Below are 15,975 nucleotides of genomic sequence, written 5' to 3' on the forward strand. Positions count from 1 at the left end.
TATACCTTTACTCTCCTACCCTTTAGGAGAGGTGAATAATAATGACAAAGTTACGCAACTTGGTTGGAGATAGAGTAAGGGATATTCGGAAATCAAAGGGCTTAACCCAACAAAAACTTGCGGAGTTATCAAATCTGGATGATGCTTATATAGGGTCAGTAGAACGAGGAGAACGAAACTTTTCCATAGATTCACTTGAGAAAATTGTGATAGCCTTAAAGGTTCAGCCAAGTGAGTTTTTTCAGAATTACGATAAACAAAATGAGGTTGAAGCTGCTCAACAAGCGGCAGTTGATGAGTATATGGTTGCTGTGAGCGGCTTAAGTATTAAGCAAATTGAGGCTATGATGAGGATTGTAAAAGAGGTAAGCGGGGTCCTAAAATAGTGCACTAGCTCTTTTAGGTTATCTTTGTTATTTTCCCTTCATACATAAACGTTTTTTTCTGTAAAAGTCTAAAAATGGCTTTAGTATTTTGGAGTTGATTGCAAATATTGGAACATCGAAGCTTTGTATTCAATCTCTATGAAAATCCAATCATGCAGGAGACTAAAATGGCGAGAGAACTTGTTTTTGAGAAAATAGGCTTTAATAAATGGGATTCTGATCACATCCAAGCAGATTATTTAATCAACCATCCAGTCATCTATATTCTTTATAATCAAAAGTTGTCCCAAGCTTATATTGGACAAACTGTTCACGTGAAGAGACGACTAAATGAGCACCTTAAAAATCCACAACGCAAAATCCATAATCAAACAATAATTATTGGGGACGAGAGGTTTCATCAATCTGCTACTTATAACATCGAGACCAATCTAATTAATTATTTTATTGCTGAAAATCAATTCAAACTCCAAAATGTAAGCCAAACAGTAAAAACCCAGATGCACAATTATTACCAAAAGGAATATTACAACCAAGAAATATTCATGCAAATATGGGAAAGGTTGAAGCAAGAACATATTGTAGAGCAGACACTTGAGAACTTAAGAAATAAGGATACGTATAAGCTTTCTCCGTATAGAGAGCTCTCGGAACAGCAACTAGAAGTAAAAAATTCGGTTATCGAGTTTTGCAAAAAGCACGCTAAAAAAACTACTCCTCACGTACTATTAATTGAAGGCAACGCAGGCACAGGCAAAAGTGTATTATTAAGTTCTCTATTTAACACTATTCAAGATTATGCTAACGATGATAGCTCCAATTTGAATGGTACAAATAATTACTTATTGGTAAATCATAGCGAAATGTTAAAAACCTATCAAAGTATAGCTAAGAGTCTCCCTAATTTGAAAAAGAAAAACTTTTTGAAACCAACATCTTTCATAAACAAAACAGTTGATCCAAATACCAAACCAGCTAATATTGTATTAGTAGATGAAGCACACTTACTCTTAACTAAAGAAGACTCTTATAACAACTTCCGGTATGCGAATCAATTGGAGGAGATCATTAAAAGAAGTGCTGTAACTATTGTAATCTTTGATCCGAGGCAGGTTCTCAAGATTAAAAGTTATTGGAATAAACAAATGCTAAATGAAATAACAGAAAAATATCACACCAAAAAATTCCTGTTAACCGACCAATTTCGAATGGATGCAGGTCCAGAAATCATAAATTGGATCGACAGTTTTCTTTCTAAGAAGCTTGTCAAGATTCCTACAGTAAGCAATAATGCATATGATCTACAAATCTTCAGTGACATACATAAATTAAAGAAAGCGATTGAAGACAAGAATCAGGAATTCGGTTTATCCAGAATGGTATCTACCTTTGATTATGAACATAAAAAGGATGGGGAGATATACTACGTAGAAGCTGATGGGCTGAAAATGCCGTGGAATATAACGAGAAACAATACTACTTGGGCCGAAGAAGTTCATACTATTCAAGAAGTAGGTTCTATTTATACGATCCAGGGTTTTGACTTGAATTATGTTGGTGTAATCCTTGGCCCATCCATTAGATACGATGAGAAAACAGATCAAATTCTAATTGACGTCACTAAGTACAAGGACGTAGGTGCCTTTACCTCACGAACTGATTTCGCCAATGAGAAAATAAAACAGATTAAAGAAGAGATCATATTGAATTCGCTCAATGTTTTAATGAAACGTGGCATCCATGGACTCTATATTTATGCTACCGACCCAAAGCTAAGAGCAAGATTATTATCATGCCGTCCCGATGCAGACTCTTAGGAGTCTGCAATAACCTTCTCTCTCACTTCACTTCTCTAACTACATCTTTTATTGCCTATTTCATCGATCATTAATCCACATCATTCAAATTGCACGCCATTGTCCTTCTAATTATCAGAAAACCATGGTTCAATTTTTTCACTAAAAACTTATCATTCAGAACATTCTCTATTAGAATTAACGCCTCAGGTGAAACAATGCTGAATGGTTCTGTCGAGGGTCGCTCACCGTTAACCAATTGGTATAACCTTTACTTCATGACTCTTTTCAGTTCAAATTGTGTTGCCTCTAATATCAAGATAAGTCTGTCATTATTCAGATCCAAAAAACTTAGGGGTATAGCAAGTCCTGTAGAAGAGTCGGAGATACTTAATACTTTTACTTCATCATTCATGCTTAAACTCGGCATATCCATTTTATAAACTCTATAAGAAGAGTCATTATTTTAGTGTACTTCTGTAATGTTATAGAGTGGAGCTTCTAGCTGATATTGATAAACAGGATAGTGTTCAAACCCTTTTGATAAAAAGGAATCTTTTTTGATTAAAATTTCATCACCAATAACGTTTTGCCCTGTTGGATATTCCGAAGCATCATTGTAAGAATTTGCAAATCCTAAAAGGTTTTCAACTTTCCAAGTTCCATAGAAGAACTTCTCAGTTTCACTATCCAAATCCTTACTTCCTACAAAAGGTTCAGATGTATTACTTGGAATAAGATCATCTCCATTGATGGTTCAATCGTAGGGATATTCTTTGCAATTCCATCATTTTGATCTTTAAATACTGTTCCATTACTACATCCAACCAAACAGGCAGACAATATAGTCACGATAAGAAATATTTTAACCCTCATGATTCATATCCTCCAAACACCCGTTCATTTTTATCTCGTTCTCAAATGCAGAAACCGGTAGTCTCGCTCGTTTTACGGTTTTCCTTCTCTAAATTCATACAAAAACCGAGAAAAGTCACTTCATTTATAAGTGTCTATTTCTCGGTTATCGTGTATTCATTCGTTATTTTAATTAGTTAGGTTGCTCTTCCATCGCTCTAATAGATTCATCCACCTTCACCATCATGGAACATTCGACTCTTTTGCGGAAGACGTCACAGCTGAAATCATAGGTTCCGACCAGGGAACCCGTCGCGTGCAGTGCATTGGCTGGACAACCACCGCTGCAGTAGAGTTTAGCCCAGCAGTCCTTGCATTCCGGCTTCGAGTAGCAGTTGCTCTCTTGGAATTGACATTGCAGCTCAGGTTTTGTGATGCCATCCCAGAGGTTCCCCATGCTATACTCTTCATCCCCTACGAACTGGTGGCAAGGAAAAAGCTCTCCCCAAGGGGTGACGGCAAGATATTCGGTTCCTGACCCACAGCCAGTGATTCTCTTCTGGATGCAAGGTCCTTCCGAGAGGTCTAGCATGTAGTGATAAAAGGTAAAACCCTTGCCTTGTTCACCGCGACCGATCATTTCCTTCGCGAGAATTTCGTACTGGTTGTATATCTCCGGCAGGTCCTCCTCGGTAAGTGCATAGGGCTCCTTTGGATCACAGATGACCGGTTCCATCGAAATTTTGTCAAAACCAAGGTCTGCGATATGAAATATATCGTTGGTGAAATCGACATTGTTACGAGTGTAAGTTCCTCGTACATAGTACTCTTGGTCTCCGCGCTTACGAACGAATTCCTGGAACTTCGGAAGAATATGATCATAGCTGCCTTTTCCGTTAACCGTTTGGCGAAGCCGGTCATGAACCTCTTTTCTTCCATCCAGGCTTAATACGACATTGTACATTTCCTGATTTAAAAACTCGGTGACCTCATCGTTCAGCAGCATCCCGTTCGTCGTGAAGGTGAAGCGGAACTTCTTTTTGTATTCTTGTTCTTTGCTTCTTGCATAAGCTACGATCTGTTTAACCACTTTCCAGGCTAAAAGTGGTTCCCCGCCGAAAAAGTCAATGTCCAGGTTTCGATGATGACCTGAGTTTTCAAGCAGATAATCGATAGCTTTTTGTCCAACCTCATAGCTCATGATTGCTCGATCTCCGTTGTATTTCCCCTGACTAGCGAAGCAATAGTCACATGACAAATTACAGGTATGCGCAACATTGAGGCAGAGTGCCTTGACATAAGTTTTTCGTTTTTTTAAATCGAGCGAGAGGTTCTCATACTCATCTTTTGTAAAAAGCTGTCCATCATTTATAAGCTCCTCGATATCCACGATGGTTTCTCGAATGTCGCTCTCGGAAATGCTGGAATCATCTTTATATTTATCCAACATTGTTGTCACGATTTGATCGACAGAAGTTTTCTCATAATCCGCTATAATTTCATATGCTAGGTCATCAACAACATGCACCGAGCCACTATAGGTATCGAGCACGATATTGTATCCGTTTAGTTTATATTGATGAATCATACTTACTAATCAAGCTCCTTTTGCACACAAGTAGAAACGGCTTCGCCATCCTTTAGGGATAGTATCCATTTCTTAAAAATAGCCGCCCATCAGCAGAGCAATGGGCGGTAAAATTCCGAATCCTATCTGTTCATTGCATTTTCACACTTCTGGTTTGCAACGCCGCAGGAAGTTTTACAAGCGGACTGGCAAGAGGTCTGGCATGCGCCGCATCCGCCGTGTTTTGCGGTATCCATCAGTTTGCGGGTGCTCAGTGTTACGATTCTTTTCACGATAAATGACTCCTTCTGTAATTTCTTGTGATCACTTTCACTTAATTTCCATGGAACATCGTAGCAACATCACGCAGGTACGTCTATGATGCCTGTCACCTAGCAGAGCAGAGAGGGGTTAAACATAAGCATCAACACTAATTTTCGTGCAGTCTTTCATGCTTGTAATCGTAGGATGCGGCAGCGGGAACCAGAGTCAGAGCAATGCTAAAAAAGTGAAACAAAAAAGAGACAGCAATGATGCCATCTCTTTAACAACATTTTTTCTCATACTTGTCCGTAAAGTCCAATAAATATAAGGATTTCATAGCACTGTATCCTTCCTTACCAGTAGAGCGACACTCTCCACATGCGTGGGTGGACAATGTGAACAAACTTATATGAGGAGCCCTAAGACACTTCCAGACAGTTTATCTGCTCTTGACGCCTTAGTTCATAAAAATATTGCACAATTGGATGCTTTAACTTCATCTTCTCGCTCATGTTTAAAATCCAACCGTTTTGATAGAAGGCGGCTCCGAGCATAGCATCTATGGCGTGCTGCAGAGGGACGAGAATGGCCCTCCTATCCATAACCGAACGGATGCTTTTTGTACTCTAAGGGGCTTGAGCCGACTCTATTTTTGAACACACGACTAAAATAGTACTGGCTCTTATACCCTACCTTCACGGCCAGATCCCCGATTTTGATATTCGGCATTACGTCATCCAGAATCTCCTTCGCCTTCGATATCCGAAGCTCGGTGACATAGTCAAGGAATGAAGCACCGATTTCTTGCTTCATACGCTTACTAAGATAGGTTTGGTTGATATGAAATAGTGCTGCTACTCGAGTAATAGACAGCTCCGGATCCTGATAATGACTGTCAATATACTCGGTCACTTTTTGGATAAGCACTGTTCCATCCCCTGTATACCCGGGAAGCTCCCGCTCCTTATCCACCCTGTCTTCATGTGAATGCAAAGGATATTTTACCTGAAGATGCTCATCGATCCGATGAAGCAGCTTGTTCAGATCACTCTTCGGCACAGGTTTCAATACATAATCGAATGCTTGCAGTTGCACGGCTTGACGCGCATATTCAAAGTTATCGTACCCGCTGATGATGACAACCAGAACCGACGGGCAGCGTTCGCGCAATATATTCATCAGATCGAGCCCATTCATATTCGGCATGTTGATGTCCACAAGACATACATGTGGTGGGGCTTCCTCCACCATATTCAATGCTTCGTTTGCACTTTTCGCTTCTCCTGCAACCTCAAAAAGATACGGACTCTCCTCAATGTATTGTCGCAAGCCTTTGCGAATGATCGTTTCATCATCGACGATGACAATCTTCCACATCTTCATTCCACTCCCCGTCCAAAGGTATTCGAATGACCATAACGGTAATGCCATCTTCGCTCTTCACTGCAAGGCCATATGGCACTCCGTAAGCTAGTCGAATGCGATGGTTTACACTGTATAGCCCAAAGCCTGTGGCAGAACGATCATATGTATCATCAAGAAGGGCTTGATTTATCTGCTCAAGCTTCTCTTCCGGAATCATAACCCCATTATTTTCAACCTTAATGACCAAATAATCGGCCTGTTTATATGCTGTAATCGAAATTTTGCACTTTTGATCCCCAAGTGGCTTAATCCCGTGATAAATCGCATTTTCCACCAAAGGCTGCAGTATGAAGCGAACGACTTGGCACTGAGCAAGCTTTTCATCATATCGAAGCTCGTAGTCCAGAATCTCCTCATATCGCACACCTTGAATATGAAGATAACTCTCGACATGGTACAACTCCTGATCAAGCAGAATGTATGGACTGCCTGTGCCAAGCCCTAATCGGAAATACGCGCTAAGCGCTTCCACCATCTCCACCACATTGTCTGCTCCATGTTCCGTTGCCATCCACTGGATCGTATCCAATGTGTTGTATAAAAAGTGCGGCTTGATCTGCTCATGAATCAGTCTGAGTTCCATCTCCTTTCGGTCCTGCTCCACAGCGTATAATTGAACAAGCATGTCATTGAAGCTTCGTCCAAGATCGCCGATCTCATCCGAGCGCGTAACATCTGCTCGTATGGTTTGGTTGCCGTTCTGCACATTTTCCATTACCTGGCGAAGCGACTGAATTGGACGAATAATGGAAGAAGCAAGCAGCACCAGAAAGACGATAAACGCACTACCGATAAGAACGCCTACCAGCAATGCAGTCCGCTGGGTTTTGATCACCGCTAACGATAGACTTGAATTCGGTACTTTGAGTACTAACTTCCAGCCTTCCACATTTTGAATTGGAGCCTCAAATACACTCATGTTCTTCTTATCTGCTGTATCCTCCGCTCCATCTTCTTCACCCAGCTCTCTGCAATCGACGATAAGCTGGCCTGACTGGTCATATAGCATTACATCTTGAGCAATCTCCCTCATCTTCTTGACGGAGACGGCTGCGGCAATATAAGCTACCTCATCATTCACCGATGGATTCACGCGATAAAGAATGACGACGATTTCGGCTGCATTCGCTTTGGATACGATCGGATTGCTTACCACATAATTGGAATCTGAATTCAGCAGTTTTCGATAGTAGGGTCGGTTTAGTATCGAAAAAGGCTTGTCCCTTGCTGACCAGGAATTTCCGTGAATATCCACCACGCGTATGGATTCGTACTCTACTTTCTTCTTCGCCTCGAACTTATCGAACTCTTGTAGCAATTCATCTCGTGTCCACTGATGGTCCGAAGCTAGAGAAGCAAGCATGTCTATCTCTCCAATGCGCTGATTAAACCAATAATCAATCTGGTCGCTGCGTGCAGTAACCACTTGCTGCGTTAAGTTCTTATTCAAAGGGACAACCGTATGGTTCATCTCCAAATATATTGTTACAAGCAATGCAACGAACAGCAGCAAGAAGCAGCCTCCTGCGATTAACGTAATTTTTAAGTGAATTGATTTCATTGTAATCATAGCCCTTCACAATATCCGTTTCTTACATGCCCGAAAAAGACAAAAAAACACTAATCTGTGCAAATACATAATGCTGTACTAAATCTATAATAGGTCTTGTGCATATTTTCACATGAAATAACATTCATGTCTAGGCTAGAGATAAAGGATTTGCCTAGCAAATCTTCCTCTCCCTAGTGTATGTAACCAATCCACAACAGAATGAAGGAGATATTATGCGAACTCACACGAAAAAGCTGTTATCTATTCTACTAGTCCTCAGTCTTATGTTCACGCTTGCTGCTTGCGGCAGTAAAGATGCAGAACCCGCTGCAGATGCAAACGGAGTTCAAGTCTTTGAAGGAGTTGGGCAAGGTAAACATGGCGATATTAAAGTACAAGTCTCCTTATTAGATAACAAGATCACTGACATTAAAGTGACAGAGCATAAGGAAAATGAAGTACTTGCAGAACCTGTTTATACACAGCTCAAGCAAGAGGTCATGGCAACTAACAGCGCAAAAGTTGATGCCATTAGCGGATCTACAGTTACAAGCAAAGGATATCTCGAAGCCATTCAAGATGCAATTACGAAGTCTGGACTTACCCTTGTCGCTGGCGCTGCAGTCAGTGGAAGCAAAGACAAAGAAGAAGTCGAGCAAACCTATGATGTTGTCGTCATCGGTGCCGGGGGTGCTGGCTTTAGTGCGGCTATCGAAGCGAAGAGTGCTGGAGCTAATGTAGTTCTGCTCGAGAAAATGCCAGCTGTTGGCGGCAACACATTGATCTCCGGTGGTGAGATGAATGCGCCTGACAACTGGGTTGAACGTGCTCTTGGCATCACAGATGACACGGCTGACTTGTTCTATAATGATACGATGAAAGGCGGAGACAACCTCGGGGATCCAAAGATGGTTCGTATTCTTGCCGACAATGCTCTAGCATCTGCCGAATGGCTGCGCGATGATATCAAGGTAGAGTTCTTACCTGATCATCTGTTCCAATTTGGAGGCCATTCCAGAAAACGTGCGTTGATTCCTGTAGGTCATACAGGTGTTGAATTGATTACTAAGTTAAAAGCCAAAACAGACGCTGATCAAATCACGATCAAAACGAATATGAAAGCCGAAACCTTGCTGAAGGACGAAAGCGGCAAAGTAACAGGTGTAACTGCGACTTCGGGTACTGGCGACAAAATCACATTCCATGCGAACAAAGGCGTCATCATCGCTACCGGTGGTTTTGGATCCAATGTAGAGATGCGTAAGAAGTATAACCCTACAATGGATGAAAAATATATGACTACCGATACACCAGGATCTACAGGTGATGGTATCGTTATGGCAGAAACGATTGGCGCCAAACTGACAAACATGGAGAGTATTCAAACGTATCCAATCTGTAATCCTGAGACAGGTGTTATTTCTCTGGTTGCAGACTCCCGCTTCGATGGTGCAATCCTGATTAACCAAGAAGGCAAGCGCTTCGTTGAGGAATTAGAACGTCGTGACGTTATTTCTAAAGCAATTCTTGCCCAAACGGGTGGATATACGTATCAATTATGGAATCAAGGCATTGAGGATATCGGTAAAACGATAGAAGTTCATCAAGACGAATACGATCAACTCGTTAAACAAGGCTTGCTCTTTAAAGCCGATACGATTGAAGAGGCCGCTGATTTCTTTAAAATTGACGTGAACACTTTGAAAGAAACGATTAATAAAGTAAATGATTATGCGAAAACAGGTAAAGACCTTGATTTCAAACATCGCGGTGGATTGAAATCTCTTGAAAAAGGCCCTTACTACATCGAAAAAGCTGTACCCTCCGTTCACCATACAATGGGCGGCTTGGTGATCGACGAGAAGACTCGCGTTTTGAATGAAAAAGGCGAAGTCATCCCTGGGTTGTTCGCTGCAGGTGAAGTAACAGGGGTCATTCATGGTACAAACCGTCTTGGCGGTAATGCCATCGCTGATATCTTCACATTCGGCCGGATTGCAGGCAAACAAGTTGTAGCAGAGTAATCTTATTTTTTGTGTAACTGCTCTATTAATAAGTTAGCCTTAAAAACGTGCAAGATAGTTCGTAAAGTGCAGGTTGACTCTAACTTTCATGCTGCCCTCTATGACATAGCAAACCGCCCTGTTAGCAACATTGCGAATGAAGTGCCCCCTTAAAGTTAGACAGGTATATAATTAAGCGACTTGTTGGGCCTGAGTTCGGTACTGTACCGGACTCAGGCCTTTTAGTTTTGCCTTAATTCGCTTGTTGTTGTAATAATCGATGTATTTTGATAGCTCTTGTTTGAAATGTGTGATACTTTCGAATTCCTTTAAATATAGAAATTCAGATTTCATGATACCAAAGAAGTTCTCAATGACGGCGTTGTCGTAGCAATTACCTTTACGGGACATACTTTGCTTGATATCTCGTTCTTCAAGGGCATGACGATACTGCTTCATCTGATAGTGCCAGCCTTGGTCAGAATGAATAAGGAGGTTATCTTCATCGGTTAATCGACGGAATGCTTGATCTAACATCGTTGAAACAAGCGAGTAGACCGGCCTTGAACCGATTGTATACGTAATAATCTCACCATTATATAGATCTAGAATTGGAGATAAGTACAGCTTTTCTCCAAATAATTTAAACTCTGTAATATCCGTAACCCACTTCTCATTTGGATTCTCAGCGTGGAAGTTACGTTCTAATATGTTCGGTGCGAGTTTGCCAATCGTCCCTTTATAGGAACGATATTTCTTCATACGTACCACACACTTTAAACCCAATACCTTCATCAAGCGTTGTACCTTTTTATGATTCACATGGTGTCCTCGATTCACTAACTCGTCACGAATACGACGATAACCATAACGACCCTCATGCTCCTCGTAAATCGCTTGAATAATGTCTTTTAGCTCCTTATCTCTATCGGGCATACCAAACGTTTTTACCACGAAATAATACGTACTACGAGGGATATCTGCTAGCTGCAGGAGGGCTTTCACCGAAAATTCGTTCCTTAGTTCATAGACTACTCGTGCTTTGTCTTGTTTGGTGATTTTTCCTTGTTTTGAATTAAGGCATTCAACTTTTTTAAATATGCATTTTCCATTCTCAAACGCTCTACCTCTGCTTGTAATGCCTCAGCAGACCCTTCTTTTAACGTTTGAATCTTTCGTTTATTAGGTTCTTTTTTCATGGATGGACGCCCCTTCTTCTTTGGTTGTAGGGCGTCCATTCCATGTAACTCTAAGCTTCTATGCCAGCTTAAAATGGTACTATGACTCGCAATATTAAATATCGCAGCCGTTACTCTAACAGACGTCCCGAATTCGTTCATATAATTAAGTACGTCTAGTTTAATCTGTGCAGGATATGATGTATAGCCCTTTTTAAAAGCTTCTTCACCATGATGCTCATATTGACTAATCCAGTTTGAAAAGACAGAATGGTGAATCCCGATTGATTTTGCAATGGTTTTCAAGCTCTCGGATCCCTTTTATAACGCATAATAGCTTGGATTTTTTCGTCTGTACTGTACCTGGTCATAAAAAAACTGCACCTCCAAATGTTAGTTATGTCTAACAATTGGGGTGCAGTTCATAATTAGGCGGTCAATTTTGAACTATCGTGTCCCATTAGCGTAATAGTTCTTTTTAATTTGTGATTGAGCTATAAATTCTTTTGCCTAATTACTTTAAACTTAACTTATTTAATATCTCTATAAATTGACTTTTAGTTTCAGGCTTCTTATCATTTTTTGTGAAGTTTAACATATAAATAGCCTTTCCTTTTATAGGTAGTGATGCATAATAAATATCATGTGTTCCTGTAATACCTGAGGCAGCAGAACCATTATCGGAATCTAATGTAATTAATCTAGATTTACCCAAAGGTAGATCAATATATTCATCATTAGTTACACTACTATGATTAGGCATTTGTGTTAGAAAATTAAAGTTATCCATGTAGTTAATTGCACTAACTGTTCCTCTATTCTCGTCGTTTTCATCTAAAAAATTATATACAACAGTTTCACTTTTATCAAGCTTCCAATCTTTAGGTAACACAATATTTAACAATGTTAAACTATCTTGATTGTTTACAATCTCGTTAGAAGACTCTCCATTATTTTGTTTTGCTTGGTTGGTTGAGGTTGATATTCCTTCCCGCTGCAGAGCTTCGACATTAGAACAAGCCGAACAGATCAGCATAAAAATTAAAAGGCATGAGCTAATAGCTTTGTTTCTCATAAATACCTCCTGTATTTGTTATTATTGCTTTAGACTATATATACGCTTATAAAGTTGTAAGTTTGTGGAAGTAATATGAAGAAGCTACCAACTTTATTCAACAATCCTGCCAGTTAGCTTAACGTGAACATCTATAGGAGAACGCTAAGTTATCCGAACGTATAAAGTTGGGACTACAATCTAGTGCAAGACAGGGTACACGTCGAGTTTCAATTCCGCCATACGGATACACGTTCAACGAGACGACAAACGCCCTTGAAATTGACGAGAATACCGCCCCAATCGTGCGAGAAATATTCGAGTTATACTTACACAAAGGTCGGAGAATGTTCACGATAAGCAATGTCCTAATGCGTAGGAGTATTCCGACACCAAGGGCTAGCGCGGGTGTTTCAAATGCAGGCACCAAATGGCAACAGAGCACGATTAAGGGCATTTTATCCAATCCCGTATATCTAGGTAATCTTGTTTATCGGCGTGAAGAAACGACAGGAACGCTTGCAGAATCGGAACTATATAAAATTCGCAGAAAAGTCGAAGCGGATAAGCAAATTATTACCGTAAACACTCATCCTGCATTAGTGTCTGACGAAGATTTCGAAGTGATTCAAGTACTCATGCGTAAGAAGGGTACGCATAAAAGCAACGGTAAAGAAAGCCTGTTTTCCTATATCGTTGTTTGTCCTGCTTGTGGTAGCGGAATGCACTTCAAGCCCGATAGACGTAAAGGGGCGTATGTTTGCGGCGGATACGTTAAATATACATCTAGTTACTGCTCGTCGCATATTATCGCAGAAAAAGAATTACTACAAGCAGTTAAGGACGACCTAGCGGCGTTGGTTAGGGATAACGTAAGTATGGATAGGCTATACGGTATTGCCGAGGAAAAAGCTAATTCGGTACACACTAATACCAAAAAGGAATTGGCGCGTATTGACAAAGAATTAGCCGAAATGGATAAACGCTTTGACAAGCTGTTAAGTCTACACGTTGATGATAAGATTACGTCAGAGCAATTCAAGCAACAAAACGAACGAATAGTAAAGCAACAACAAGAATTATCGAATAGAAAAGCTGAACTAATTGTATTGTTTGAAGCAAGGCAAGACCTCACCGAACAATTACAAGTTTTCAAAAAAGAAATAGAACGGTTCTCGACCCTCGACATTAGCGATGTACAGGTCGTGAAACACGTTCTAAAAAGGTTAATACAGAAAATTGAAGTATTCGAGGGCGAAAAGATTAAAATTCACTATAATCTCTCTAACCCTCTTCCACAGAACTAAGATACAGTTTAATCGGCTGTGTCTTTTCTTTCAAGTCTTACTGTACACTCCACATGCACCGTATGCGGGAACATGTCCACCGGAGTTACCTCCACTGTCTTGTACCCTCCATCTTCGAGCACCCGCAAGTCTCTTGCCAGTGTCGATGGATTACACGACACATACACCACACGCTCTGGCTTCATCGCCAGAATCGTCTCTAACAACCGCGGATCGCAACCCTTACGCGGTGGATCGACAACGATAACATCTGCCGTAATCCCCTGCTCTTTCCAGTTAGGGATTACATCCTCAGAGGCACCAACCTCGAACACTACATTCTTCATCTCATTTAACTTCGCATTCGCCCGAGCATCCTCAATTGCCTCAGGCACAATCTCTACTCCATATACCTTGGCTGCGTGCTGTGCCAGGAAGAGGGAGATCGTACCGATGCCGCAATAGGCATCGATAACCGTTTCATTGCCAGTCAGTCCGGCGTATTCTACGGTTTTTCCGTACAGCACCTCAGTCTGTGCCGGGTTCACTTGATAGAACGAACGCGCTGAGATAGCGAACTGTACATCGCCGATGTAGTCATAGATGACGTCTCTGCCCCACAGGACGCGGGTTTCGCCACCGAAGATGACATTCGTACGCTGAGTGTTGACGTTCTGGCAGATGCTGACTACATGCGGCAGCTGTTCGCGGATGCTGCCAATCCAGGCGTCCAGATGCGGGATGTCGCGGCCGTTGGTTACGAGGACGACCATCATTTCACCGGTGCGGAAAGCTTTCTTCACGACGACATGACGCAGCAGGCCACGACCGGTTTCTTCACTATAAGCAGAGATGCCAAGTTCTCTGCCAATGTCTTTCACCTTGCGCACAACGTCATCATTATCTTCGTGCTGGATTAAGCACGTCTCCATATCGATGATACGGTGACTTCCCCGTGCGTAAAAACCGCCTACAAGGCCACCTTCGGTTACGCCAATTGGTACCTGAGCCTTGTTGCGGTAACGCCAAGGTTCGTCCATGCCGAGTGTAGGGCGAACAAGAATGCCATCTGTCTGAGCTACTCCAGCGCCATCAGTCGTACCATCCACGATGCCACCATCGTTAGCACTATCTATCTGACTCTCAACAGCTTCATTCTCTTTGCTCTTTCCGCTATCCCCGCCACCACTCACCCGAAGCTTCCCAATCCGCTCCAGGTTGTCCACCACCAGCTGCCGTTTCCACGCCAGCTGAGCAGTGTAGTCCATATGCTGCAGCTGGCAGCCGCCGCATTGGTCATAGATCTCGCAAGGCGCCGCGATGCGGGCGCTGCTCGCTTCTACTATATTCAGCAGTTTGGCGTAGCCATACTGCTTTTTGGTCTTGAGCACCCTTGCCCGGACTTTCTCTCCGGGAAGGGCTCCCTGCACAAAAAGGGTAAAGCCTTCTACGCGGCCTACCCCTTCACCTTCATGGGTCATGCCGATAATATCGAGCATAACCTCATCATTTTTATTCACAGGCAGTCCGGCGACAGGCGCCTTGCCGGCTGGGCGGCTGGTGCTGCGTCCACTGCGGTGTTTACTCATTATTTATAGTTCACTTCTTTCATTATCATCGCTGTATAATCCCACACTCTTGCTTTCAATCAACCTAATTATTCTGAGCAAAAATCCGCAGATGCTGCGGCAAAATCCGAAAACGACCCGGCAGCTCTCCGCCAAGTTCTCCATCCAAGTTCAATTGGACATGCCCTGGAGAGATTACATCCATTGCATCCGTACGGAAATACACAACCTTTTTATCCTGCAAATGCTCGCCACGAAGGGCCAATCTAACCAAACGGACAAACTCTGCCAAGTTGCATTTTTTAACCGCAATAACATCTAACAGACCGTCATCGATTCGAGCGCCGGGAGCAAGCTTTTCAAAGCCGCCAACAGAATTCGTATTTGCAATCAGGAACAGCATGAACTCATCATGAATAACCTCCTGCCCATTGGCACGAATGATTAGTTCCTGAGGAGATAGGCTGACCATTTTTTCAATACCTTTTAAATAGTACGCAAGCTGCCCTATCATGGTCTTCAGCTTACTTGGAACTTCATAGGTCAGTTCGGTTAGACTGCCACCGCCTGCTATATTAATGAAATAACGATCATTGGCTTTACCGATATCAATCGGACGCGACTCTTGACGAAGGATCAAATCAACGGAATCTTCCCAATTCTTCGGGATACCCATCGCACGTGCAAAATCATTGGTAGTCCCAAGTGGCAATACGCCAAGCGGGGGGAGATTAGGTTTCTCCGCCATACCATTGATAACCTCATTTAAAGTGCCATCCCCACCGGCTGCTATGATTAGATCATAACCGCGCTCTACTGCATCCGCAGCAGCTAACATAGCATCGCCTTCTCCGGTCGTTGCATGGCAGGAGGCTTCAATGCCACCCGTATCCAGCCGGTCCAAAATGTCGGCGAGCCGCTTCTTCATTTCTTCCCGTCCAGAAGTGGGATTATAAATCAATCTCGCAGTTTTCATTACCGGAACGCCACCTGTTTTTTATAATAGAATAACCTAATTGATTATACCTAATTCGGACCACT

The 15,975-nt window shown here is 42.1% G+C and carries 12 protein-coding genes and 1 pseudogene; 4 read left to right on the forward strand and 9 right to left on the reverse strand.

Features of this window, described 5'->3' with window-relative positions; genetic code table 11:
* Positions 1-41: 41 nt before the first annotated feature.
* A complete protein-coding gene (locus MHI15_RS19435) occupies positions 42-386 on the forward strand; it encodes a helix-turn-helix domain-containing protein (protein ID WP_076128498.1) in 345 nt (114 codons plus the stop codon).
* A 167-nt stretch (positions 387-553) separates the two neighbouring features.
* The gene (locus MHI15_RS19440) at positions 554-2,203 is read left to right on the forward strand and encodes a DUF2075 domain-containing protein (protein ID WP_341164732.1); all 1,650 of its coding nucleotides are present in this window, start codon (positions 554-556) and stop codon (positions 2,201-2,203) included.
* A gap of 445 nt (positions 2,204-2,648) precedes the next feature.
* Here the strand turns inward: MHI15_RS19440 and MHI15_RS19445 are convergent, their stop codons facing one another.
* The 5 genes from MHI15_RS19445 to MHI15_RS19465 all read right to left on the reverse strand — a co-directional run bounded on the left by MHI15_RS19445 (position 2,649) and on the right by MHI15_RS19465 (position 7,854).
* Positions 2,649-2,876 carry a hypothetical protein gene (locus tag MHI15_RS19445; RefSeq protein ID WP_341164733.1) on the reverse strand — a complete coding sequence of 76 codons (228 nt, stop codon included), beginning with the start codon at positions 2,874-2,876 and terminating at the stop codon, positions 2,649-2,651.
* Positions 2,877-3,230: 354 nt separating this feature from the next.
* Positions 3,231-4,625, reverse strand: a complete 1,395-nt coding sequence (scfB, locus tag MHI15_RS19450; protein WP_341164734.1) for a thioether cross-link-forming SCIFF peptide maturase — start codon at positions 4,623-4,625, stop codon at positions 3,231-3,233.
* Between the two features lie 122 nt (positions 4,626-4,747).
* The gene (gene scfA / locus MHI15_RS19455) at positions 4,748-4,897 is read right to left on the reverse strand and encodes a six-cysteine ranthipeptide SCIFF (RefSeq protein ID WP_076098734.1); all 150 of its coding nucleotides are present in this window, start codon (positions 4,895-4,897) and stop codon (positions 4,748-4,750) included.
* A 565-nt stretch (positions 4,898-5,462) separates the two neighbouring features.
* A complete protein-coding gene (locus tag MHI15_RS19460) occupies positions 5,463-6,245 on the reverse strand; it encodes a response regulator transcription factor (protein WP_076128491.1) in 783 nt (260 codons plus the stop codon).
* Entirely contained in the window at positions 6,220-7,854 is a 1,635-nt protein-coding gene (locus MHI15_RS19465; protein ID WP_339281659.1) for a histidine kinase, read from the reverse strand. Before MHI15_RS19465 ends, MHI15_RS19460 begins: the two co-directional genes overlap by 26 nt.
* A 224-nt stretch (positions 7,855-8,078) precedes the next feature.
* Here MHI15_RS19465 and MHI15_RS19470 point away from each other — a divergent pair, with 224 nt between their 5' ends.
* On the forward strand, positions 8,079-9,869 hold the full coding sequence (locus MHI15_RS19470; RefSeq protein ID WP_076276947.1) for a flavocytochrome c: 1,791 nt from the start codon (positions 8,079-8,081) through the stop codon (positions 9,867-9,869).
* Between the two features lie 171 nt (positions 9,870-10,040).
* Here MHI15_RS19470 and MHI15_RS19475 read toward each other — a convergent pair.
* Positions 10,041-11,397, reverse strand: a pseudogene (locus tag MHI15_RS19475) (IS3 family transposase); the annotation flags it as partial.
* Between the two features lie 143 nt (positions 11,398-11,540).
* Positions 11,541-12,101: a hypothetical protein gene (locus MHI15_RS19480; RefSeq protein ID WP_076282538.1), complete on the reverse strand. Its 561-nt coding sequence runs from the start codon at positions 12,099-12,101 to the stop codon at positions 11,541-11,543.
* Positions 12,102-12,268: 167 nt separating this feature from the next.
* On the opposite strand from MHI15_RS19480, the gene MHI15_RS19485 reads away from it, so the two are divergent.
* Positions 12,269-13,387, forward strand: a complete 1,119-nt coding sequence (locus tag MHI15_RS19485; protein WP_340397736.1) for a recombinase family protein — start codon at positions 12,269-12,271, stop codon at positions 13,385-13,387.
* Between the two features lie 8 nt (positions 13,388-13,395).
* Here the strand turns inward: MHI15_RS19485 and rlmD are convergent, their stop codons facing one another.
* Together rlmD and MHI15_RS19495 are read right to left on the reverse strand one after the other, a co-directional pair.
* Positions 13,396-14,955 (reverse strand): 23S rRNA (uracil(1939)-C(5))-methyltransferase RlmD, encoded by a 1,560-nt coding sequence (rlmD, locus tag MHI15_RS19490; protein ID WP_341164735.1) that lies wholly within the window; start codon positions 14,953-14,955, stop codon positions 13,396-13,398.
* Between the two features lie 64 nt (positions 14,956-15,019).
* Positions 15,020-15,910, reverse strand: a complete 891-nt coding sequence (locus tag MHI15_RS19495; protein ID WP_036680719.1) for a diacylglycerol kinase — start codon at positions 15,908-15,910, stop codon at positions 15,020-15,022.
* Between the last annotated feature and the right edge of the window lie 65 nt (positions 15,911-15,975).

The sequence above is a fragment of the Paenibacillus sp. FSL H7-0918 genome, assembly GCF_038007025.1.
Classification (GTDB): Bacteria; Bacillota; Bacilli; order Paenibacillales; family Paenibacillaceae; genus Paenibacillus_AQ; species Paenibacillus_AQ odorifer.